Below are 23,616 nucleotides of genomic sequence, written 5' to 3'. Positions count from 1 at the left end.
CCTCCTGCTCACCCCGCCAAGAAGGTAAGCATCGGGCGGCGTTCAGGCAGGAAATGGACCCACAGGACATCGGCAGCAATGTTATCTTAGGACAGCCGCCCCATACGAATAGTGCAACACTATGGCGTTCGCAGGAGTTGTCTCCATGTTTAGCTCAAAGTTTGATGTCGCTTTGGCTGCTGCGTCTTTGGTAATCAGCACGCCTGCTTACGCTTGTCGCACTGATGCTGAGCTCGACCTTCACGATGTCAGGTTCGCGGACGTGGTGCTGGTAGGCCGTGTCTTGAACTACCGGATCGTACGGGACGAGGCGTTTCGCCGTCGCCAGCTGAGCGACCCGAACCTGCCCGACGACATGCGCAAGATATACAGCGATCCAGACAAACTGTTGTTGAGTGACTACGCGCGCTTCGAGGTGCTTGTGGACGAGGTTCTGACCGGCAGCGTACCAAGCAAGATCGTCGTTACGTGGGACAATTCTACGTTCGGCGAACCGAAGGAGATGGAGTCCGGACCATTCCTCCTTGCCTTGCGCCGACCGGGGTCGGTCATGCCGCCACTTAGAGGTCCAAGCGCAACCATCCTGACCAACAAAGAGCCAAATCTGTTGACCCTGCTGCAAGCGCCTTGTTCAAGCCCATTCCTGTTCAAGACGACCAGTGAGCAAGCACAAGCCGTCCGGCAACTGATCGCCAGCTCGCGAAAGTAGGTCTAGGTCGGCCCATCTGCGCTAAGCTCACGCTTGAATCATCGGGATGTCCAGCCCCTGCGCTCGGGCGCAGTCGACCGCATCATCATACCCCGCGTCCGCGTGACGCATGACACCGGTGGCCGGGTCGTTCCATAACACCCGCTCCAGTCGCCGCGCTGCCTCGTCGGTGCCGTCGGCGACGATGACCATGCCGGCGTGCTGGCTGTAACCCATGCCGACGCCGCCGCCGTGGTGGAGGCTGACCCAGGTCGCGCCGCTCGCGGTGTTTAGAAGGGCGTTGAGCAGCGGCCAGTCGGACACCGCGTCGCTGCCGTCCTTCATGCTTTCGGTTTCGCGGTTCGGTGACGCGACCGACCCGCTGTCGAGGTGGTCCCGGCCGATTACGATGGGGGCGCTGACTTCGCCGTTCCTCACCATCTCGTTGAAGGCAAGGCCTAGCCGGTGGCGCTGGCCAAGGCCCACCCAGCAGATGCGGGCGGGCAAGCCTTGGAAGGCGATACGCTCGCGCGCCATGTCCAGCCAGCGGTGGAGGTGCGGGTCGTCGGGAATGAGCTCCTTCACGCGCTGGTCCGTGCGGTAGATGTCCTCCGGATCGCCGCTCAGCGCCACCCAGCGGAACGGGCCGATGCCGCGGCAGAACAAGGGGCGGACGTAGGCCGGGACGAACCCGGGGAAGTCAAAGGCGTGGGTGACGCCGGTGTCCTTGGCTTCCTGGCGGATGTTGTTGCCATAATCGAAGGTCGGCACGCCCATGTCCCTATAGGATAGCATCGCCTCGACATGGCGGGCGATGGAGATGCGGGCAGCCTGAGCGACGGCGGCGGGATCCCGCTCGCGCATGTCCTGCCACTTGGCGACGGACCAGCCGATCGGCAGGTAGCCGTTGGCAGGGTCGTGGGCGCTGGTCTGGTCCGTCAGCGCGTCCGGGCGGATGCCGCGGGCGAGCATGTCGGGGATAATCTCGGCGGCATTGCCGAGCAGCCCGACGCTGGTCGGTTCGGTGGCGCTGCCAATGATGTCCAGCGCTTCGTCGATGGTCGATGCACGGCGATCGAGGTAGCGGGTCTCCAGCCGCTTCTCGATCCGGCTTTCCTGGCATTCGATCGCGATGCAATGGGCGCCGGCCATCACCGCCGCCAGGGGCTGCGCGCCGCCCATGCCGCCCAGGCCCGCGGTGAGGATCCACTTGCCCCGGAGGTCGCCGCCATAGTGCTGGCGGCCCATCTCGGCGAAGGTCTCGAAGGTGCCTTGGACGATGCCCTGCGTGCCGATGTAGATCCACGAGCCCGCGGTCATCTGGCCGTACATCATCAAGCCGGCGCGATCGAGTTCGTTGAAATGCTCCCAGGTCGCCCACTTAGGCACCAGGTTGGAGTTGGCGATCAGCACCCGCGGAGCGTCGGGGTGGGTGCGGAATACCCCGACCGGCTTGCCGGACTGGACCAGCAGGGTCTGGTCGTCGTCCAGGCGCTCCAGGGTCTCGACGATCTTGTCGTAACAGGCCCAGTTGCGCGCCGCACGTCCGATCCCGCCATAAACGACCAGGCTTTGCGGGTCCTCGGCCACGTCGTCGTCGAGGTTGTTCTGGAGCATGCGGACTGCGGCTTCGGTCAGCCAGTCCTTGGCCACGATGTCGGAGCCGCGCCGCGCGCGAATGCGGCGGCTGTTGTCCCTGCGATCGTTCACTCGTCCCCCTCTTAGCAATCCACTCCGGCCAGCATCCGCCGCTCCGGCCCCGGCAGACCGATCCAGTAGCCGAGTTCGGCCGGCTCCTCGATACGCCAGGCCACCAAGTCCGCGACCTTGCCGGGTGCGACGGTGCCGACCTGGTCGTCGATGCCTAGAGCCTGCGCGGCGTTGACGGTCATGCCGGCCAGGGCTTCTTCCGGCGACAGGCCGAACAGGGTGCACGCCATATTCATTGCCAGCTGCGGATTGAGCAGCGGGGAGGTGCCGGGGTTGCAGTCGGTGGCGACCGCGATCGGCACGCCGGCGTCGCGCAGCAGCTGGACGGGCGGCAGCTGCTTCTCGCCCAAAGCGTAGAAGGCGCCCGGAAGCAGCACGGCAACGGTGCCCGCCTCCGCCATCGCCTCCGCGCCCTCGGCATCGAGATGCTCGAGGTGGTCGGCGGACAGCGCATTATAGCGGGCGGCGAGCCTGGCGCCGCCGCGATTGCTCAGTTGCTCGGCGTGAAGCTTGACGCGGAGGCCATGGTCCTCGGCGGCCACGAACAGTTGCTCGATCTCGTGCGGCAGGAAGCCGATGCCCTCGCAGAAGCCGTCCACCGCCGTGGCAAGCTGGGCGTCGGCGGCAGCGGGAACCAGTTCCTCGACTGCCTGGCGGACGAAGCGCTTGCGGTCCGCGCCTTCCGGCAGCGCGTGAAGGGCGAGCAGGGTCGGAGAGATGCGGACCGGCTCCTGTTCCGCGAGGCGCTGGGCGACCTGCAGAAGCCGGAGTTCACTGCGGACGTCGGAACCGTAACCGGACTTGATCTCCACCGTGGTGCAGCCGCCGGCCATCAATGCGCGCAGCCGCCGCCGGGAGGATTCAAGCAGTTCCGCATCGCTCGCCTGGCGGGTGGCGCGGATGGTGGAGGCGATGCCGCCGCCAGCCTCTGCAATCTCTTCGTAGCTTGCGCCCATCCGGCGCAGCGCATGTTCGGCCGCGCGGGTGCCGCCGAACACCAGGTGGGTGTGGCAGTCGATCAGGCCCGGCGTGACCCAGGCGCCGTGCATCGGCACCACCTCGCCGACCTTCATGCCGGCCATGTCCGTGCGCTTGCCGATGCGGACGATGCGGCCGTCCGCAATGGCAATCGCTGCGCTGCGGACAATGCCGAGCGGGTCGTTCCTGGTCGGCACCATCGTGCAGACATTGCAATCGGTCAGCAGCCGGTCCCACATGGCGCCGGGCTTAAGGGCTTGCTAGGCCTCGGCGCAATGACAAGCGCCTGGCCCAACCTGTCCGAATTGCTGGGAAGTGCCCCGGGTGCGCCGGTCGGAATGATCGGGGCGCCGCTCAGCGCTGGTTCGGTGACGGCTGGCCGATGCGACCTGGCGCCGGCCGAGCTCAGGACCGTGCTGCGGCGGATCGGGCGGTACGACGTGGAGCGGCGATCTGAGCTGGCCACTGCGATCTACGACCGCGGCGACGTAGCGCTTGGTGGGCTGACGATTGAGGCGGCCACCGGGCCGCTGCGCCAAGCGGTAGTGGCGAGCGTCGCCGAGCACCCGCTCACCCTTCTGGTCGGTGGCAACAATGCAGTGACCCGGCCGGGGGTGCTGGGGATGGCCGAAGCGCTCGGGCTGCGGTTGGAGCAAGTCGGGCTGATCACCCTGGATGCGCATTTCGACCTGCGGGACACGGTGGCCGGGCTCGGCAACGGCAATCCGGTGCGGGCACTGCGTGAAGACGGGTTGCCAGGGCGCAACATCGCGCAGGTGGGCCTCGCGCCGTTCGCCAACAGCGCGGCGATGCACCAGGACGCCCTGGACGGCGGGCATCTGGTGATGACGGCGGACGAAGTGCGGAGCAGCGGCGGCATGGCGGCGGCGGAGCGGGCGCTGGCTCACCTCGGCCACTGCCCGGCCATCCTGGTCGACTGCGACATCGACGTGATCGACCGCGCGCAGTTCCCCGGTGCGCCGGGCGCCCGGCCAGGCGGGATCGCCAACCTCGACTTCTTCGCGGCCGTGCGGCGGTTGGCCGCCGACGTTCGGGTGCGGGTGGTGGACCTGACCGAATGGGACCCGCCGCTGGATCCGACGGACCTCAGCGCACTGACCGCCGGGCGGTGGTTGGCCGAGCTGCTGGCCGGCTATGAGGCGCGCTAGGCGCGGCTGCGGAAGGTGACGGAGTAGCGCAGGCTGTCGTGCGCGGGGATGCCGTGCTCCCAGCGATGGCGGACCTCGCCCGACAGCAGGTATGCGCTGCGGGGCGGCAGCGGCACCTTCACCCGCTCGAACCGGCGGTCACCCAAGCGGCGCCGAAAGGTCAGGTCGGTGGCGCTGCCGAGCGAGATACCGACCACCTGCTCGAACACCGGCCGGTCCTTGTGCCAGCCGATCCCCGCCCCGGGATCGTAGCGGATCAGCAGGACGTGGATGAGCTCCTCGGGCGCGAGGCCGGCGAAGGCGGCGGCGCGAGCGCGCAGCGGGTGCAGCCAGGGCGGAATCGGCTCGGCCTCACGGAAACTGCCATCGACGAAGTCGTAGCGCCACCCGAAGCTGTGGGTCAGGCGCTTGCCCTCGTGGCCATGGAACTGGAACGGGGTGAGCTCGACGTCGCCGATGCGGGCGATCAGCTCAGTCTCCTCGGCCGGTGTGATCAGCTCCTCCTGAAGCCGTAGGCCGGGGATCAACGGCACGTCGAACAGCATGGCTACCGGCCGAGCAGGCCGTCCAGCTCGGCCGGGGTGAGCGGGTGGCGTAGCTGTTCGCAGCGGCACTGGTCGGGGCGCTTGTCGGGGCGCCGGCGGAGCAGCCGGGTGCCGTGACGAAAGCGCCCCCCGGTGACCTGGTCGTAGAGCACTTCGACAACCAACTCAGGCCGCAGCGGCTGCCATTCCGTCACCCGGTCGCGGGCCCAGCGGCTGGCGACGTCCGGCTTGTCGCCCGTAAAGCCGGGCGATTCGATCAGCGCCTGTAGCTCGGGCGTCCAGGCCTTCTTCTCCGCTGCCTTGAAGGACGAGCAGAAGCCGACGTGGTTGAGCCGGCCCTGGTCGTCGTAGAGCCCGAGCAGCAGTGATGCCATGGCAGCGCCGGCCGAGTCGTAGCGGAACCCGCCCACCACGCAATCGGCGGTGCGATGCTGCTTGACCTTGACCATCGCGCGCTCGCCCTCGCGGTAGGGCTGGTCGCGGCGCTTGGCGACCACGCCGTCGAGCGCGCCACCGCTGCGGGCGAGCCAGCCGAGCGCCTGATCGCGGTCAGTGGTGGTTGGCGACAGCAGCAGCATCGGCTCCGATTGCTTGCCGAGGAAGCGCTCCAGATTGACGCGGCGATCAGTCAGCGCCCGTTCGGCTAGCGGCGTCCCGTCGAGCTCGAGCAGGTCAAAGGCCATCAGCAGAGCCGGGGTTTCGGCCGCCAGCTTGCGGACACGGCTTTCGGCCGGGTGCAGCCGCATCTGGAGCGCGTCGAAGCTGAGCCCGCCGGCGGTGACGATGATCAGCTCCCCGTCGAGCAGGAAACGGTCGGATTTCAGCCGGCCGACCATTGCGACGATCTCGGGGAAGTAGCGGCCGAGCGGCTTGCCGGATTTGGACCATAGCTCGACCTTGTCGCCATCGCGGAGAGCCAGGCAGCGGAAGCCGTCCCATTTGGGTTCGTACTGCCACTCCGGTCCGGCCGGCAGTTCGGCGGCCAGCAGTGCCTCCATCGGCGCGGCGGGCGCGGCGGTCATGACAGCTCCACCCAGGTCGGCGCATGGTCGCTGGTCTTCGGCAGCGCCCGCACGCTGCGATCGACCCCGGCCTGTTTCAGCCGCTTCGCCGCCGGGCCATTCAGTAGCAGGTGGTCGATGCGAAGACCCGCATCGCGCGGGAAGGCATTGCGGAAATAGTCCCAGAAGGTGAACAATCGCTCATCCGGGTGGAGATGGCGGAGGGCATCGGTCCAGCCCTGCGCGAGTAGCCGCCGGTAGGCGTCGCGTGCGTCCGGGGCGAACAGGGCGTCGTCGATCCAGCGCTCCGGCTTGTAGGCGTCTGCGTCCTCCGGGATGATGTTGTAGTCACCCGCCAGGACCACTGGCCCGGGAACGCCGAACAGTTCGGCGGCGAGCGCCTCGAAGCGCGCCAGCCAGGCCAGCTTGTAGTCGAACTTGGGGCCAGGCCGGGGATTGCCGTTGGGCGCGTAGAGGCAGCCGACCAGGGTGCCGCCGACCGCCCCTTCGATGTAGCGGCTCTGTTCGTCGGACGGGTCGCCGGGCAGGCCGCGGCGGGTCTCCACCGGCGTGCCGCCCCTGGCCAGCAGGGCGACGCCGTTCCAGCTCTTCTGGCCAAGCCAAATGGCGCCATAGCCCGCCTCCTCGAAGGCGGAGAGTGGGAACTTCTCGGACGCGGCCTTCAGTTCCTGCAGGCAGACGACGTCGGGCTCAGTGGTGCGAAGCCACTCAATCAGTACGGGCAGGCGCCCGTTGACGCCGTTCACATTGTAGGTCGCGATGCGCATGCCCAACGTGAACATTTCTCGTCGGCATCGGCTCCGACCCGCGCCAATCTGCAGCGGGTGATGGGAGTTTCGCGGTGGGCGCAGCCGGTGATCGATAGCGGGGACACGGCCTGGATGCTCGTGTCGACCGCGCTGGTGCTCCTCATGCTGCTGCCCGGGCTGGCGCTGTTCTACGGCGGACTGGTCCGGGCCAAGAACCTGTTGAGCGTGATGAGCCAGGTGCTTGGGATCACCGCGGTCGCCGTGCTGGTGTGGATCGGCTGGGGTTACAGCCTTGCATTCTCCGGCGGCGGCCGGGTGGTCGGTTCGCTGGCGAAAGCGGGGCTGGCCGGCCTGGATGGCGCGAGCGCCTGGGCGCTGCCGACCGCCGGCAGGGCCATCCCCGAACTGCTGTTCGCCGCCTTCCAGATGACCTTCGCGGGCATCACCGCGGCGCTGATCACCGGCGCCCTGGTGGAGCGAGTGCGCTTTTCCGCCATACTGCTGTTCTCGGCCCTCTGGCTGACCTTGGTCTATGCGCCGGTCGCGCACATGGTGTGGGCGCCGACCGGCCTGCTGTTCGCGCTGGGGGCGATCGACTTTGCCGGCGGAACGGTGGTCCACATCAACGCCGGCGTGGCCGGGCTGGTCGGCGTGGCGTTTGCCGGCGGGCGGGTCGGCTGGCCGCGTGAAGCGATGCCGCCGCATAGCCTGGCGCTGGTGCTGATCGGGACCGGGCTGCTGTGGGTCGGGTGGTTCGGCTTCAATGCCGGCTCGGCGCTGGAGGCCAATGGACTGGCGGCGGTGGCGATGGTCAACACCTTCGCCGCGCCGGCCGCGGGTGTGCTGGCGTGGATGGGGATCGAGCGCTGGCGCTCCGGCAAGCCCTCGCTGCTGGGCGGTGCGTCCGGTGCCATTGCCGGGCTGGTGGCCGTCACTCCGGCCGCGGGGATCAGCGGGCCGCTCGGCGCCATCCTGCTTGGTGTGGTCGCCAGCCTCGCCTGCTATGGCTTCATAGCCAAGGCCAAGGCGCGGCTTGGGCTGGACGACAGCCTGGACGTGTTCGGGATCCATGGCCTTGGCGGCATCATCGGGTCGGTCGGCACGGCGCTCGTCGCCTTACCCGCCCTGGGCGGTCATGCCGGGGCGGACTATGCCCTCGGCCCGCAGCTGCTGCGGCAACTGGCGGCCGTTGGTGTCGCCGCGGGGTGGTCGGCAATTGGATCGGCGCTGTGCTTCGGGCTGGTCCGCGCGCTGCTTCCGCTACGCCATGACGAGGAGGCCGAACGCGAGGGCCTCGACATCTCCGATCATGGCGAGCGCGCCTACAGCTGACCTCTGCGCCCGTGGCCAACGTCTCAGAACCGGCGAATTTTCGGGCTTTGTTAAGGCCGAACGTTGACTCCGCCCAAAGGTTAATAGCTTATTAACGCTGCTTGCGACTCGCCGGCACACGCCCGAGCGAGGGCGAACAGGGGAAGATCATGGTAGGTCGTGGCCTGACCACCGGTGGAAGCTTCGCGGCCGCGTTGCTGAGCGCCTGGTGGCCCAGCGCCGCCGAAGCCCAGGCCGTCGCCCCGACCCGCGACGAGTTGTCCCGCATCGAGCAGCTGCCGCGAACCGAGCAGTCGCGCCTGAACGTCGGCGGCGATGTCGAGCGCTCGCCCTGCGCGCTCGCGGACCCGCAGTTCGCCAGCATCACCGTGACGCTCAGCGAGGTCCGCTTCAACGGGCTCAAGGGCGCGACATCCGACGAGATGCGGCGCAGCTGGGCCGACCTGGCTGGGCGCGAGCAGCCGGTCAGCGTGCTGTGCGATATCCGCGACCGCGCCGCCACCGTGCTGCGCGAGAAGGGCTATCTTGCCGCCGTTCAAGTGCCCGTGCAGCGGATCGAGAACGGCGTGGTCCAGATGGAGGTGCTTTACGGCCGGGTCACCGCCGTTCGCGCCCGCGGTCAGACCGGCGGGGCCGAGGCCAAGCTGGCGAGCTATCTAGGCAAGCTGACCGCCGACCCGATCTTCGATCGGCGCCGGGCCGAGCGCTACCTGCTGCTGGCCCGGGACCTGCCGGGTTACAACGTCCAGCTGACGCTGCGCCCGGCCAGCACCGCGCCTGGCGACCTGGTCGGCGAGGTGACCGTGGTGCGGCGGCCCTATGCGGTGGACGCCACCATCCAAAACCTTGCCGCGCGGGGGACGGGCCGGTGGGGCGGACAGGTCCGGGCGCAGGTCTATGGTCTGACGGGGCTCGGCGACGCCACTACGCTTAGCTACTACAATGTGCTGGGCGGCTGGCGCGAGCAGCGCATCATGCAGGCCGGGCACGAATTCCGACCCGGCGGCGAGGGCCTGGTGATCAACGGGCAGGTCACCTACGCCTGGAGCCGGCCGGAGATCGGCGCGGATGCGGGGGACCCAGCGCTCAGGGCCCGAACCCTGTTCGCCACCCTGGGCCTGACTTATCCCCTGGTCCGCCGCCAGTCGCGCAGCTGGTATCTGTCCGGCGGCCTGGACCTGCTCAACCAGCGGGTCGAGCTGATCGCCCCGCTGACCCGCGACCGGCTGCGGATCGCCTTCCTGCGCACCAGCTTCGAGGCGATCGACCTGAAGCGCGGCCTCCCGCACTGGCGACTGAACGGCGCCTTGGAGCTGCGCCGCGGCCTCGACCTCTTCGGCGCGAGCAGCAGCTGCCGGGCGGTCAACTGCACCGATCCGGACGTGGTGCCGTTGAGCCGGCTTGATGCCGATCCGACGCCGATGCTGATCCGGGCGGCCGGCGGCGCGGAGTTGGCGCTGGGGCGCACGATGTCCGTGTTCGTCAGCCCGCGGGCGCAGCTCGCCTTCGATCCCCTGCCCGCCTTCGAGGAGTTCACCGGGGGCAACTACACGATTGGTCGCGGCTACGATGCGGGCACGATCAGCGGCGACAGCGGCGTGGGCGTAACGGGCGAACTGCGCGGCCCGCGCTTGCCGCTCGGCCGTGGGCCCCTGCAACTCCAGCCCTTTCTGTTCGGCGACGCGGCGTGGGCGTGGAACAAGCGGGACGGCGCGGGAGCCGACCGGCTGACCTCGGCCGGCGGAGGCGTTCGAGCCGAGCTTGGGGACCGCCTGCGAATGGAACTGACCGCCGCCAAGGGGCTGCGCCGCGCCGGCCTCACCGACCGCAAGCCCGATGCGCGGGTGCTGCTGACCCTGACCACCCGCCTGCTGCCGTGGAGGTGACCCATGCGTCCGCTCAACCGCTCGTTCTGCTCGCGCATCGCCATCGCCACCGCCCTGCTGGTGCCGGCCGCCGCGCGCGCCCAGTCGTTCGGCGGTCACGGCTCGGTCGTCTACGGCACCGCCGCCATTGACCAGTCCGTGCCGGGCGCCACCACGGTGACCGTGGTGTCGCATCAAAGCGTAATCAATTGGACGCCGAGGGACAACGCCACCGGCACGGCCGACGCCATCATCTTCCAGCCGGCTGGCACCACCGCCCTGTTCACCACCGGGCGGGGCAGCAATCTCACCGGCTTTGCGGTGCTGAACCGGATCCTGCCGGCCGACACGGGACGGCAGATCCAGCTGAACGGCACCATCCTGTCGGCGCTGCAGGGGAACACCTCCGCCCCGGCCGGAACCATCTACTTCTATAGTCCCAGCGGCTTCGTGATCGGCTCCAGCGCGGTGATCAATGTCGGCAGCCTGGGGCTGACCACCGCCGACCCGTGGAACGGCACGGACGCGTGGCTGAACACCGCCACCAGCACGGTGACCTTCAACCCTAGCCTCGCGAACAAGGCCATCACCACGCTTGCAGGGTCCAGCATCACCACGACAGCCGCCAGCAGCAGTTACACGGCGATGGTGGCCCCGGCGATCTTCCACAGCGGGACAATCACCACCTCGGGCGCCGCGGCGCTGGTGGCGGCCGAAGCGGCAACCATCACCTTCAGCCCCGACAACCTGTATAACATCCAGGTCACCGCCGGCACGACGAGCGGCACGGGATTGAACGTCAACGGCCGGGTGACCGGCGGCGCGAGCACGGGCGCCGCCGACACCCAGCGCATTTACCTCGTCGCCATTCCCAAGAACACGGCGCTGACCATGCTGATCAGCGGCGGCGCCGACCTCGGCTTCACGCCGGCCGCGTCCGCCAGCGTGGACGGCAGCACGGTGGTGCTGTCGGCCGGGCAGAACGTGAGCGCGGGCGCGATCGGCAGCGCGGCCACGGTCCAGTCCGGCAACGCGATCGTCCAGGATGCGACCTTCCGCAACGACGTGACCACCGGCCTCACCGGCCAGGTAGCATTTCAGGCCAACGTCGCCAACCTGACCTTCGGCAGCAACCTGGGCGTGACCGCAGGCGCGATGAACCTATCCGTCAGCGGGCCGCAGACACTGAGCATTGCGGGCGACCTCCTGGCCGATGTCAGCCGAGCCGCCGCGCCCGGGCAGGATGCCACGGGCGGGACGGTCAGAATCAACGTCGGCAACAGCATCGATCCGGCTTCGGGCGGCACCATGACAGTCGGCGGACTGATGAGCCTGCTGGCGAATGGCCAAGGCGGCGACGGCACCGTGAATGGAGCGGCAGCGGGTAACGGCACCGGCGGGGCGATCGGCGTGTCCGTCCACGGCAACGCCAGCCTGGCGATCGGCGGCGGACTCTACGCCCAGGCCGATGGCAGCGGCGGGGGTGCGGCGGATGCGGGCACCGGCGGCACGGGCTTGGGCGGCAACGTAACGGTCCGGACCACGGCCACCGGCGCGCGGCTGACCGCGACCGACGGCATGTACCTCGTGGCGAGCGGCTATGGCGGCGGCGGTGCGGGCCGCGCGTGCGAGCTGTGCAACGGCAGCGGCGGCCGGGGCGCCGGCGGCACCGTGCAGGTCGGCGCGCAGGGCGGAACGGTGGTGGCGCGCGGCATCGGCGCAGCAGCCGATGGCCGCGGCGGCGCAGCTTCTGGCGGCAGCGGTGGCAGCGGCGTTGGCGGCTCCGCTTCCGTCACGATTGGCAGCGGCAATGGCTCACTGACGGTCGACCCGGTGATCGAGGGCACCGACCTGTTCGTCTCCGCCGATGGCGCCGGCGGCCGCAGCGAGGGCGGCAGCGGGGGCAGCGGCACGGGCGGCCGGGCCGCGGTGGGCTCCGTCGCGGGGGCAACCGGTACGCTGACGGTGAACGGCACCAGCGCCGTCAGCGCACGCGGCATCGGGGGTGAAGGCGAGGGTCCGAACGCGGCCGGCGGCGCGGGCACCGGCGGCCTGTCCGACAATGGCGGACCCGCCGGAACGCTGACCTTCGCTGGTCAGTTCGCGGCCAACGCCTCTGGCGGCGGCGGCGCTGCCGGCAACGGCACGGGCGGGACGGGAACGGGCGGCAGGGCCTCGCTCGGCAGTTCCGGCGCAGTGACCACCGCCGGCCAAGTGAACCTTCAGGCAGACGGGGCGGGCGGGGTCGGTCGCACGGGCGGCGCCGGAACGGGCGGTTTCGCGGGCCTGTCGTCCAGTGCCCTGCTGCGCGTGGTCGGTAACGTGCAGCTCGCGGCCGACGGGCGGGGGGGACAGGGCACCGGCGGCGATGGTGGAGCGGGCACTGGCGGCTCGACCAGCCTTCAGGCGGCGGGCGGCGGGCTGCTCGACCTCAACCTCGGCTCTCCACTCGGCGACTTCCTGTCGGCGCTGGGCGACGGAGGCAGCACCACTGGAGCCGGCTTCACCGCAGGGCGCGGAACGGGCGGAGCAATCGACATCCTTGCGTCCGGAGGGGCGAGGGTCACGGCCCGTGCCGACCTGTGGCTCGACGCCAGCGGAGTTGGCGGCCTGGTGCTCGCCAGCGGCGATGCCGGCGCCGGCATCGGGGGACGGATCACCATCTATTCTGAAGGCGCCAACTCGTCCCTGCATCTCAACCGCGACGTGCTGGCGCGGGCCGACGGGATCGGCGGCGGTTTCAGCGAGTGCCTGGTATGTGGCGGGGTTGGCGCCGACGGCACCGGGGGCGAGATCGACCTGCAGGCGTTCGGCGGCTCCGGCAGCCTGATCGACATCGACGGCGGGTCGGAGCTGTCGGCCATCGGGCAAGGCAGCACGGGCGTCACCGGCGCAGGGGGCAGCGGCACTGGCGGGCGCATCGCGGCGGGCACCAGTGGCGGCCGGGTATCGATCTCTTACGATTTCTCCCTGGACGTCAGCGGCTATGGCGGACTCGCCGCCGGCGGCGCTCGCGGCGGGGCGGCCCAGGGCGGCGTCGCGCGCATCACCAGCATCGGGCGCGGCGACACCTTCGCCGTGCGCGGAGCGACGAGTCTGCTGGCGAACGCGCGGGGCGGCGGCGACATCCTAGACCGCGCCGGCGTAGCGGTGGCGGGCGGCTCGGCTGTGGGCGGCGAGGCGAGGGTCAGCGGCCGTGGCGGCCGAATCGTCCTGATCGGCGTCGAGCTGCAAGCAGCGGGCAACGGCGGGTCCGTTGCCGAAGGAACCGGTGGAAGCGGCACCGGCGGCACCACGGTCCTGGAAGCGATCAACGGCGGCTCGCTAACGGCTTCCGGCTTTGCCGATCTCGGCAGCGACGGGTTAGGCGGGTCCGGCACGACCGGCGGCACGGGCACCGGCGGCGGGACATTGAGTTCGCCGAGCGGCCAGTGGCTGACCGGCGGCACCGCCATCCAGGCGACGAACGGAACGGTCGACCTGCGGGGCGGAGCCGCGCTGTCGGCGGACGGAACCGGCGGGCGCGGCGCGTCGGGTGGACGGGGGGGCGACGGCAGCGGCGGGTTCGCCCAAGTCATCGCTGCCAACAGCGATGGCGGACCCGCGCTGATCCGGATCAGTGGCGGCGAGATCGGCGGCCTGTACGCCTCGGCGCTCGGCAGCGGCGGTAATGGCGGCGACGGCGGGAACGGGACAACTGGCGCGGCCGGCAGCGCTGCGGCAAGCGGCGCGAGCGGCGGCGCTGGCGGCACCGGCCAGTCCGGGACTGCCGGCGCCTCCGGTGGCGTTGGCGGAAGCGGCCAAGGCGGCAGCGTCCTGGTTTTGGGCTCGGCCGGGAACGGCACGCTGGAAATCGGAAACGCCAGCCTGGATGCAACCGGCAACGGGGGCGCGGGCGGTCGCGGCGGCAGCGGTGGAACGGGTGGCGCCGGCGGGCCGGGCGGCGGCAGCGCCGGCGGGTTCGACGGTGACGGCGGCCGGGGCGGTGTTGGCGGCCGTGGCGGCACGGGCGGCCTTGGCGGAGCAGGCACCGGCGGCAGCGTTCAGGCGGGTACCCAGAGCGGCGACGTGCAGGCGCTGTCGGGCAACCTGGGTTCGGTAACCTTTGGCCAGCTGCGCCTCACCGCCAGCGGTTTGGGCGGCAGCGGCGGGGCGGGCGGCAGCGGCGGCGCAGGGGGCGCGGGCGGAACCGGTGGAACAGGCTCCGCCCAGAACAGCGCCAGCGGCCCTAGCGGGGCGGTGGGCGCGGGCGGGCGCGGCGGCCACGGCGGCGATGCCCGCAACGGCATGGCCGCCCTGCTGGTGGGCGGTTCGCCCGTTACTGTTGATGTCGCGCGGCTCACCGCCGATGCCACTGGCGGAGACGGTGGGCGCGGGGCGAATGCCGTGGCGGACGGCGACGGCGGCGATGCGCTGATCGGCGGCGGTGAGCGGCAGGTAGCGGTGCTGGTGAGCGGCCGAGAGGCCAAACCGGAGCAGCGCGGCACTCTGAGCACCAGCAACCTGGTCGCGAGCGCAAGCGCGGTTGGCGGCAACGGCGCGGTCCGCGGGCTCAGCCGATCGCTGGGCGGTAACCTGTTCCAGTTCACGAACAGCGACGGCCAGCTCGGCTCGGCCAGTTTCGACATTCGGGCGGATGCGATCGGCGCAGGGGCGGTGCCGGACCTGGTCTCCGTCGCGAGCGGAGCGGTGGTGATCGACCGCGCCTTCTCCTTCTCAACGAGCAGTGCGCTGGCGGTGACCAGCGGCAACGGCGGCAACCTCGATGCGGCCAGCATCGCGCTGGCGGCGCCCACCTTCGTCGCCAACCCGGCCCGGGCGGCTCCGCCCGACCCCGGCACCTACACGGCGGGCAGTTGGTCGATCATGACCGGGAACGCGCTGGTCGTCACCGCCAACATCCGGTCGCTGAACGATTTCGCGGTGCAGTCGCCCGGTTCGATGGCGCTGTACGACGTCGACGCGGCAGGCGCGCTGACCCTGGGCAGCGACATGGCCGGGATCACCACCCGCAATCTCCGCTCGGGCGGTCCCTTGCAGGTGACGGCGGCAGGCGCGATCGGGCTGAGCAATGCCGTCAGCGGCGCCACGCTGCACCTGCTTAGCAGTGCGGGCGGGATCAGCGGCGGCGACCTGTCGGCGGCTGGCAGGCTGACGGCGAGCAGTCCCGGCGCCATCTCGCTGCAACACGTTTCGACCACCGGCAGCGGCAGCCACGACCTCATCATTTCGTCCGGGACCACCGTCACCGCCGGTGATGCCGCGTCGAGCGGGAATGCCGTGCTGGTAAGTAATGGCGACCTGACGACCGGCAACGTTAGCGCTTCGAGCGCCGTATTGCTGGCGCGCGGCGCCGTCATCGCTGGCGACCTGTCGACGCCGGCCGCCGGCCAGCTGCTGGTCGGCGGCAATGACTTGGCTGGGCTGGGCGGAACCGTTGGCAGCGATGCCTATGATGTGGGTGCGGTGCTCGCCCCGGCACAGGCCACGCCCAACGGCCGCGCGATCGAGCTTGGGACCGTCACTACCGGTCACTTCCGGGCGGCGGCGGGCGAAGGCTTCATGGCCAAGAGCATCTCGGCGGCGCAAGGCGCGGTAATCGGTTCCGGCACCGACCTGCAGGTCGGCAGCGTCACCGTGACAGCCGGGCCGCTGTCGCTTGCCAGTGGCGGCAGCCTCACGGCCGGGGCCCTTCGTTCCAATGCCGCCCTGTCCGTGCTTGCGGGCGGCAGCGTCAGCCTGGGCGCGCTTGCCAGCGGCAACGGCGCCAATTTGGTGGTGCGCGCGGGCGGGCCGCTCGGCGCGGGCGCCGTGACCTCGGCCAACTCGCTGGCCCTGCTGAGCGGCGGAGCGCTGAACGTCGGCGATGTCTCGGCCGCGGGCTCGCTGGTGCTGCTGGCCAACGGCAACATCGCGGCCGGTTCGCTGAACTCCGGACCCAATCCCCTGCTAGTCGGTGGCTATGCGATGGCGGCGAACGCGGGTGCGCCGGACGGCTTCGATTTCGCGGCGGTCGCGGGCGCCACGCCGGTTGCGGCAGGCGGTGACGTGACGGTCAGCGGCGCCGTCAGCACCCAGCGCCTGACCGGCGCCAGTGTCGGCGACGCGAGCTTCGAAGGCGACGTCACTGCAAGCCAACTCGCGCGGTTCGGCGCCGGTGGGACGCTGACCATCGGCGGGGCATGGTCCGCCCCCACGATCGAATTGACCTCGAACGACATGGCGGTGCTCGCGACCGGGCGGCTGGCCGCCCCCGGTACGCTGCAGCTGCAGTCGAGCAATGGGACCCAGATGCTGATCGGTGATGGGCTCACCGGCAGCGGCTACCTGCTCGACAATGCCGAGTTCGCCCGGCTGCGGGGGGCAAGCATCCTGCTTGGCGGGCGCGCCGATACCACGGCGGCGCGTGACGTGGTGGTCGGCAAACTGTCGGTCGCGGGCACCCAGCTGGGCAGTTCGGGTACGCTGCAGATTGGCACCACCGGCGGGACCCGGGCCGGCATGGTCGCGGTGACGGGCCTGCTCGACGCCACCGGCTTCGGCGCCGGGCAGGCGGTTGCCTTCTCCGCCCGCGAGTTCCAGCTGGATGCCGCCACGGGCGCAGTGTCGCTCACCGGCTCGGGCGCGGCGCTCAGCGGCACGCTCGACATCGCTGCCGACCGGGTGTTCGCGGCAGAAGGCGCGATCCTCGATCGGCTGGCGGCCGACCCGAATCACAGCGGGCGTGAGGCGGATCTGGCGGCGCCGACCACCACGCCGCGGCCTGACGGGCTGCTTCGTGCGGGCAGCATTCTGGTCCACGATCCCCTGCAGGTGCTAGTCCAGAATAGCGGCACGCGCGACCTTCCCGCCGGCGTGCTCGCCGGTGATGCCGAACTGGTAACCCGCTCGAGCCAGGGCGCGAGCCCGATCGAGCTGATCGTCAACGGACAGATCGTGGGCCCGGGCGAACCTGCGACCGGCTTCGCCGTCTGGTCCGCGGTGACCGGCGCGCCCGGCTTCGCGGCCGCGCAATATACCGCCAACAGCAGCGTCAACGGCTGCCTGCTTAGCGTGGTGTCCTGTGCTCCCGTGCCGCTGCGCGCTCCGGACATCCTGCTGTTCACCCCGCCGCCGCTCGCCGACATCTTCATCACGGGGCTGATGGACAAGGAACTGGACGACGAAGGGGAGGTCGAGGAACCCGTGTCCGGCAGCGGCAATCCGGCCCTCATGAGCGCGCCGGGAGAGGGCCAATGATCGGTCGCATCCGCCAGTTCGCCGTCGCCCTCGCCCTCGCCTGTGCCGCGACGCTTGGCAGCGCGCTCCCCGCTCCCGCCGCTCTCACCGACGTCCTGTCGACCCGCAACAGCTGGCGGATCGGATCGGATGGCGTGCTGTGCACCGCCCAGTTCCGCTCGCTCGACCCGCGGCTCGGCGGAATGTTCGACCGCGCCTACGACCTCACCTGCCGCGATGCGGCGGCTCCGGTGGGCTCGGCAGTGGCAGTGCGCGGGAAGCTCGACCTGCGCGGACTTGCAGCCGGTCAGCGCTGCGAGGCGGAGCACATGGACAGCGTGTCCGGCGTCGGCACCGTCCGGGCGCTCGGCTGCCGAAACTCAAGCGGCCTCGATTTCCGCCGTTACCTGGTCCGGCGCGGCCCCACCACCTACGCCGTCGAGGGCCTGGCCGGCTACGACAGCGTACTCCGCCTCGCCCTGACAAGCCTCGTCGCCGACCGGCAGCAGCCCGGCACGGTCAAGGTCGCCGCCACCATGGTCAGCGATCCTGCCGCCTTCGCGCGGGTTCAGGCCGGCGCGCTTACCGCCGGGAGCGCCCGCACCGAAGGCTATCTGCGTAACAATGGCGGCCGGTTCGCCGAATCTGCCGAGTTCTTTGATGCAGTGGCGAGCAGCCGCGGCGACGCGGTGACCCGGGCTGACGCCCTTGCCAACCAGGGGTTGCAGCAATCCAACTTGGGGAACGACCCGGCCGCAACGGCCTTGTTTGATGGTGCCCAAACATTGATCAGCCCGCGTGACGGCGTGCTGCTGCGGCTGCTGCGCAACTACCGCGCCCTTGCAGCCCTGAACGTCCGTCAGCCGGACCGGGCGCTAGCCGCGCTGGCCGCGCCCGTGCCGGACAGCAGCCAGGAGGCCGATCGCGATGCGCTGCGCCGAGGCTTGATCAACGAGCCGCTCTCGCTCGAGATCAACAGCGGCAGCGACGAAGCGCGCCGTCTGCGCGCGCTCGACAGCCAGCTGACCCCTGCGGAGCGGGCCGCCATCCTGGACGCGCAGGCGCTCGCCATCCGCGGCAACGTGCTGCGCCAGTGGGGCAAGCTGGCGGAGGCCGAAGCCGCGCTCCGCCGCGCCGCCGGGCAGATCCGCGCCGTCCGCCACGGCAAGGTGACCTCCGCCGCCTGGCTGCTGGCCGACATCGGCATGGAACAGGCGCTGGTACTGGAGCACCGCGGCGACCGCGCCGGCGCGATCGCGGCGTTCGACAAGGCCACCGACCTGCTGGCACAGGCGCTGCCGCAATCCCCGGCCGTCCTGTCGGCGCGCGCGCGCAAGGCGGCGCTGCTCGCCCGCACCGGCGACGAGGCGGGCGCCCGAACGCTGTTCCGAGGCGTGGTCGCCGAAAGCGCCGAGGTGCCCGATGGCGGCTCGACACTACGCGGGCTGCTTGCTCCTTATTTCGCCATCCTTGCTCGCAGCGGCGACGCGCAAGCCGCAGCCGACGCCTTTGCCGCAGCGCAGGCCCGCCAGCGGCCGGGCGTGGCCCAGACCCAGGCGATCCTTGCCAGGCAATTCTCCGAAGGCAGCGACGAGGCGAGCGCGCTGTTTCGCCTGTCCCTTGCTCGCATGCGGGAGATCGCGCGAACGGAGGGCGAGTTGGCCGACCTCAAGGCTCTGGCCGAGCAGACCGCCGTTACCCGAGACACCGCCGTGGCCCTCGAGCAGAACCTGGCGGCATTGCGCGCGGAGCAGACCGGCCTGCAGGGGCGCCTCGCCGCTTACCCAAGGTATCAGACGCTAAGCCGCTCACTGGTCGACCTCGCCGACCTTCGGCATCAGTTGCGGGTGGGAGAAGCCTATTGGCAGCTGATCGACACGGCGGAGGCCAGCTACGCCCTGTTCGTTACCCCGGCCGATGCACGGATCTATCGTACCGCCCTCGATCGCGACCGGCTGGCGACGGAGGTCCGCTCTCTGCGCGACAGCATCGCCCGCTCCGACCAGGGCGAGGTCGTGACAGACCCGTTCGACATCGTCCGGGCGCGGCAACTTTATGTCGGCCTGATGGCTCCGATCCAATCACAGCTGGCCGGAGTACGCCACCTCATCGTGGAACCCGATGGCGCCCTGCTGCAGCTGCCACTGGCGGTATTGGTGACCGACCAGCGCGGCGTCGATGACTATCTTGCCCGGCAGAAGCGCCCCGGCGCCGACCCGTATGACCTCCGCGGCATCGCCTGGCTGGGACGGGCGCGCGAAATCTCGACGGCGGTCAGCGCCCGCAGCTTTCTCGATGTCCGCGCCGTACCGCCGAGCCGGGCGCGCCGGCTCTACCTCGGGCTCGGAAATAACGCCGTCCCGAACCAGCGCCCGGTGATCGCCGGCAGCGATGGATGCGAATGGCCGCTGGCCGCCTGGCAGGCGCCCATCTCGGCCGCGGAGCTCAAGGTCGCCGAGCAACGGTTCGGCCCGCAGCGCAGCCAGTTGATCACCGGGAGCGCGTTCAACGACGCGGCGCTGCTCACAAATCGCGAGCTTGGCGAGTTTCGCGTGCTGCACTTCGCGACCCACGGGCTGGTCGCCGCGCCGCGGCCCGACTGTCCGCCGCGACCCGCCCTGCTGACCTCGTTCGGTCCCGCTGGCTCGGACGGGCTGCTCAGTTTTCGCGAGATATTCGACCTGAAACTCGACGCCGACCTGGTGGTGCTCTCGGCCTGCGACACCGCCGGGCTCGCCACGGTCGCAGCCAGCCGGGAGGCGGGGCTGAGCTCGGGCGGCAATTACGCGCTTGATGGTCTGGTGCGCGCTTTCGTGGGCGCCGGCGCGCGTTCGGTCGTGGCCAGCCACTGGCCGGTGCCGGATACTTATGGCTCCACGAGGCGGCTGATCGGTGGCCTGCTCGGTGCGCGTCCCAACCAACCGGTCGCGGCGGCGCTGGCCGACGCGCAACGCGGACTGATGGACGATGCCAGGACCAGCCATCCCTTCTATTGGGCGGCATTCATCATCCTCGGGGACGGCGCCAAGCCGCTGCTGACAACGAATGCACCGGTTTTCGCGGCTGGCCCGGCGGGCCGACGCGGCGGATAACGCCCCGCGAGCGCGAGGTATGGCTTTACGGCATGATCTCAGGGACATCGGACGAGCGCGGATCGAGGGATCCAGTCGCCGCCCGCAATCGTCGGTAAGGCCAGGAATCAAGCAGAAGGAATGAGGCTGCCGCCCACCGTTCGGGTGAGCAAGTTCACCCGTCCTGCAGGAGACCTCAGGCGGTCAGCCGTCTGTCGGAAATAGGCCAGTAGTTCCACTTAGCTGAGAGATCCGTTCCGGCGAGCTCGTCGAAAAGCTGCACCTCCTCCGCAAAAAGATCTCGCAGACGTACTTCGGTCGCACGCTCCATTCTCGGGCGAGAGCTGCCGTCGAAGGGGCGATACAGCACATTTCGAACAAACTCGGAGGTCTTCATTCTTCCGCGCACCGCATCCAGGCCTGTCCGCCGTGCGAATCGTGAAAGGCGTTTCGCTGTCTCGGCCAAAACGGCCGAGCGTGCCTCGCCCGCAGGAAGGACTTTCCTGGTCAGCTCCCCCGGGATCTCCAGAGCATCGACGCCGAGGAATTGGTACATGCGTTGAGCATATTGACGCGGAGCGGTCGCAAGCTCGTCGAAGCAACCGATGTGAAATTGGCTGCGCTCAAATCTCTGGAGGTAACGCTGAAAGTGGGTGCCGTAGCGACTGCGATCGATGAGGCCCGGATTGCGCGCAAGTTCTGCCTCGAAGGACTCAGTGAACTTCCCGTTTTTGACCCCATCAAGGTAGTCGGAAAAGGTGCGCTGAACCGGATCGCGCAAACAGATAAGCATCTTCAAATGAGGAAGATGTTGAGCAATTCGTCGGGGCGCATCGGGATGCACTAAATATGTATGCGAAACTTCACCAACAACAGTCTGCGGTGGCTTGGGCTTAAATTGGTTGAGGTACCACTCCCGCCCTTTTTCAAAATGACCAGAGAAGAAGCCCAAGTCCTTTCCAGGATACATGTAGATCTCTGGGTGCCACGACAAAACCTTGAAGTGCCACGTGGAACCAGCCTTGCTGGTTCCAATGTAAATGAAGTCTGGATGGGAGGGCGAAATCTTGCTCATCACGTCGAGGTCCCCCGATCGATGCTGCAGACGTCACTACTACTTGGTAAAATAATTGTTTATCAGTGATCGCCGATCATGTAAACCAACGGCAGGGATACTCTAAAATGATTAGTCCTCGGCGCGTCTCGGTTGTGGGTTCCAGCGGTAGCGGAAAGACTTATCTCGCCCGTGAACTGGCGGATCAGCTCGGCCTTCCGCTGTGGGAACTGGATCAAGTCAGACTCGGCGAGAACGGATCGCCACTTCCGACGGCCGACTTCATAAGCATCGTGAGTGCGTTGGCAGGACAGGAAGCCTGGATCATTGATGGCCATTACCGCTGCGTGCGGGACTCGATCTGGCGAAGGTCCGATGCGGTGGTTTGGCTGAATTACCCGCTGCCACTCGTCGCGTACCGCCTCTTGCGTCGATTCAGTCAGAAAGTAACCGGCCGTGCTGAGAAGTCAGGTCGGAGGGCTGCGCCATCAGCATCTGTCGGACCGATTGGCGCTCGCACGGGGGCCTCTACGCGACGGCGACTCAGCCGGCTGTATCGTACTGTGCAGGAGCGCGGAGAATACGGCGACCTGCTGCTTTCTCCAGCGTATGACCATATTGTTCTGCACGAACTAAGATCAACTCGTGCTGCAAAAGAGTGGCTAAGCACCGTGGGACATCGTCCAGCGCAGAGCGCCTGTGCGCCGGGCATGAAGATAAGCAGTTAAATGAATTCAATCGTTTTCACGACTTTTTCTATCGTCAGCGCGTTAGCGCTGGCGGGCGCAGTTTTCTTTATTCTCAGAGCTACGCGTCGCGCTTGGAGGTTCGTCCGACTTGCAAGGAGCTCGTCCTACGCATCGGCGATGCGAAGAGGACGCCTGATCGCCCACCGGCAAGCTTACCAATGTGCGGTTGACGTCCACTATTACCTCTCCCGTATCGCGCTCATGTTCTGCTCCAACCTGCTCGCTTCTACGGGCATTCTGTTTGCAGCGATTGGCCTGACGGCTCAGCCGGAGACTGGTGGAAAGACCTCTTTGCAGGTCTGGCAGCAATTCGCAGCGGTAACGCTCTTCATTCTAGTTATATTCATGGGTTGGAGTTTTACGCGTACGATCAACCTGGCGCGCCGGGTTCTCCGAATGCGGCGCGATCTCCGAGCCGCCGCAGTAAGAAAGCGCAAGGTTGATGCAACGAGCGGCGCAAGCTGGGGGGAGCATCAGCCTCATATGACCATCCGCAAGCGCTAGCTTCATTCAGCTCGCTCAGCTTGGCGGCAAGGTCCGTCTTGCGGAATGGCTTCGCCAGACGCGGCAGGTCCGCGGCCACGCCGTCGATGTCGGCGTAGCCCGATACAACCGGCATGACGGCTGTGCTCGCCACACCAAGTCTTCGTCGTCTTATGCTATCGTGGCTGTCTCGCTGGTCCAGCGGAAGTCGGTGCCATCGACCCACATGCAGTGGAGCATGACCTCCAACTTGCAGGCCGGTGCTACGCGGGCCTTCTTGGCGCAACGGCGCCTAGCGACCGCCATCGCCAAGCTCCCGAGCGCTCACATGCGCACCGTCCGGGTCAGCATCTCACACGCGGCCTCGTAAGGCGCGGTCCGGACCATCCGATCACCAACCTTGCTGATCGAGCCCGTCACATCCACTTCGTCGGACTGGTGCTTTCTCGGCGTCATGCCAAAATGGGGGCCGAAGTAACGCGATGGCCGGAAGCGGCCGGGTTCGTAGACGCCGCTCCGGAAATGATGGCGACGACCGCTGCAACTGGGCGCAGCGCTCGATTATTGGGTAGATAATTTGGTAGAACTCCGGCGTCCAAGCCTGGACCCCAAACTTGGCTGCGAGGAGAGACTCTCCGGCCTGCGCCATTGCCAAGTCTCGCTCCGTACAAAGCTCCGCTATTTCCCGAGCCGGGTCAGCGAGATTGATCGGCGTAGGCGACAACTCGCATCTGCCAGCAGGTATGAGCGCTGCAAGCGCGCCAGTGCTCTGAAGTGCGGACACCTGGCGAACACGGGCCATCGCTCTCGATCAGTCACCAAGGCGACAGGCACAAAGAAGCTCGCTAAAAGCGGGCCTTCTGTTGGTTGCGGGGGCAGGATTTGAACCTGCGACCTTCAGGTTATGAGCCTGACGAGCTACCGGGCTGCTCCACCCCGCGCCAACATGTCGGACGCGAACGCGCGCCCTTGAGACGAGAACG

The 23,616-nt window shown here is 68.8% G+C and carries 13 protein-coding genes, 1 tRNA gene and 1 pseudogene; 7 read left to right on the top strand and 8 right to left on the bottom strand.

Going from position 1 to position 23,616, the window contains the following annotated elements; translation table 11 throughout:
• Positions 1-121: 121 nt before the first annotated feature.
• Entirely contained in the window at positions 122-709 is a 588-nt protein-coding gene (locus OMW55_RS00070) for a hypothetical protein (RefSeq protein WP_264879968.1), read from the top strand.
• A 27-nt stretch (positions 710-736) separates the two neighbouring features.
• On the opposite strand, the gene hutU is transcribed toward OMW55_RS00070, so the two are convergent.
• Both hutU and hutI read right to left on the bottom strand, forming a co-directional pair.
• Positions 737-2,398, bottom strand: a complete 1,662-nt coding sequence (hutU, locus tag OMW55_RS00065; RefSeq protein ID WP_264879967.1) for a urocanate hydratase — start codon at positions 2,396-2,398, stop codon at positions 737-739.
• A gap of 11 nt (positions 2,399-2,409) precedes the next feature.
• Positions 2,410-3,615, bottom strand: coding sequence for an imidazolonepropionase (gene hutI / locus OMW55_RS00060; RefSeq protein ID WP_264879966.1), 1,206 nt, complete (start codon positions 3,613-3,615; stop codon positions 2,410-2,412).
• A 36-nt stretch (positions 3,616-3,651) separates the two neighbouring features.
• Between hutI and OMW55_RS00055 the strand changes: the two genes are divergently transcribed.
• Positions 3,652-4,545 (top strand): arginase family protein, encoded by an 894-nt coding sequence (locus tag OMW55_RS00055; RefSeq protein WP_264879965.1) that lies wholly within the window; start codon positions 3,652-3,654, stop codon positions 4,543-4,545.
• Here OMW55_RS00055 and OMW55_RS00050 read toward each other — a convergent pair.
• Genes OMW55_RS00050 through xth form a run of 3 tightly spaced genes read right to left on the bottom strand, consistent with a single transcriptional unit; the run spans position 4,542 to position 6,879 of the window.
• Complete coding sequence (locus OMW55_RS00050; protein WP_264879964.1) at positions 4,542-5,090, bottom strand: alpha-ketoglutarate-dependent dioxygenase AlkB; 549 nt, start codon at positions 5,088-5,090, stop codon at positions 4,542-4,544. The two genes, OMW55_RS00055 and OMW55_RS00050, sit on opposite strands and share 4 nt — an antisense overlap.
• A gap of 2 nt (positions 5,091-5,092) precedes the next feature.
• Entirely contained in the window at positions 5,093-6,112 is a 1,020-nt protein-coding gene (locus OMW55_RS00045) for an ATP-dependent DNA ligase (RefSeq protein WP_264879963.1), read from the bottom strand.
• Positions 6,109-6,879, bottom strand: coding sequence for an exodeoxyribonuclease III (xth, locus tag OMW55_RS00040; protein ID WP_264879962.1), 771 nt, complete (start codon positions 6,877-6,879; stop codon positions 6,109-6,111). The genes OMW55_RS00045 and xth overlap by 4 nt, the downstream gene beginning before the upstream one ends.
• A gap of 60 nt (positions 6,880-6,939) precedes the next feature.
• Between xth and OMW55_RS00035 the strand changes: the two genes are divergently transcribed.
• From OMW55_RS00035 to OMW55_RS00020, 4 genes are all read left to right on the top strand, one after another.
• Entirely contained in the window at positions 6,940-8,193 is a 1,254-nt protein-coding gene (locus OMW55_RS00035; protein ID WP_264879961.1) for an ammonium transporter, read from the top strand.
• Between the two features lie 149 nt (positions 8,194-8,342).
• Positions 8,343-10,079, top strand: a complete 1,737-nt coding sequence (locus tag OMW55_RS00030) for a ShlB/FhaC/HecB family hemolysin secretion/activation protein (protein ID WP_264879960.1) — start codon at positions 8,343-8,345, stop codon at positions 10,077-10,079.
• A 3-nt stretch (positions 10,080-10,082) separates the two neighbouring features.
• Positions 10,083-17,297, top strand: coding sequence for a hypothetical protein (locus tag OMW55_RS00025; protein WP_264879959.1), 7,215 nt, complete (start codon positions 10,083-10,085; stop codon positions 17,295-17,297).
• Positions 17,294-20,368, top strand: coding sequence for a CHAT domain-containing protein (locus OMW55_RS00020; protein WP_264879958.1), 3,075 nt, complete (start codon positions 17,294-17,296; stop codon positions 20,366-20,368). Before OMW55_RS00025 ends, OMW55_RS00020 begins: the two co-directional genes overlap by 4 nt.
• A 175-nt stretch (positions 20,369-20,543) precedes the next feature.
• Here OMW55_RS00020 and OMW55_RS00015 read toward each other — a convergent pair whose 3' ends face one another.
• Entirely contained in the window at positions 20,544-21,422 is an 879-nt protein-coding gene (locus OMW55_RS00015; protein ID WP_264879957.1) for a sulfotransferase domain-containing protein, read from the bottom strand.
• Between the two features lie 707 nt (positions 21,423-22,129).
• Here OMW55_RS00015 and OMW55_RS00010 point away from each other — a divergent pair.
• On the top strand, positions 22,130-22,654 hold the full coding sequence (locus tag OMW55_RS00010; protein WP_264879956.1) for a hypothetical protein: 525 nt from the start codon (positions 22,130-22,132) through the stop codon (positions 22,652-22,654).
• 303 nt (positions 22,655-22,957) lie between these two features.
• On the opposite strand, the pseudogene OMW55_RS13860 reads toward OMW55_RS00010, so the two are convergent.
• Both OMW55_RS13860 and OMW55_RS00005 read right to left on the bottom strand, forming a co-directional pair.
• Positions 22,958-23,125: pseudogene (locus OMW55_RS13860) on the bottom strand (transposase); the annotation flags it as partial.
• 372 nt (positions 23,126-23,497) lie between these two features.
• Positions 23,498-23,574 (bottom strand) — tRNA-Met (locus OMW55_RS00005).
• Positions 23,575-23,616: the final 42 nt, after the last annotated feature.

It is taken from the genome of Sphingomonas arvum, from assembly GCF_026013565.1.
Taxonomy (GTDB): domain Bacteria; phylum Pseudomonadota; class Alphaproteobacteria; order Sphingomonadales; family Sphingomonadaceae; genus Sphingomicrobium; species Sphingomicrobium arvum.
The sequence above is the reverse complement of the archived record's forward strand: the minus strand, read 5'-3'. Positions and strand labels throughout refer to the sequence as shown.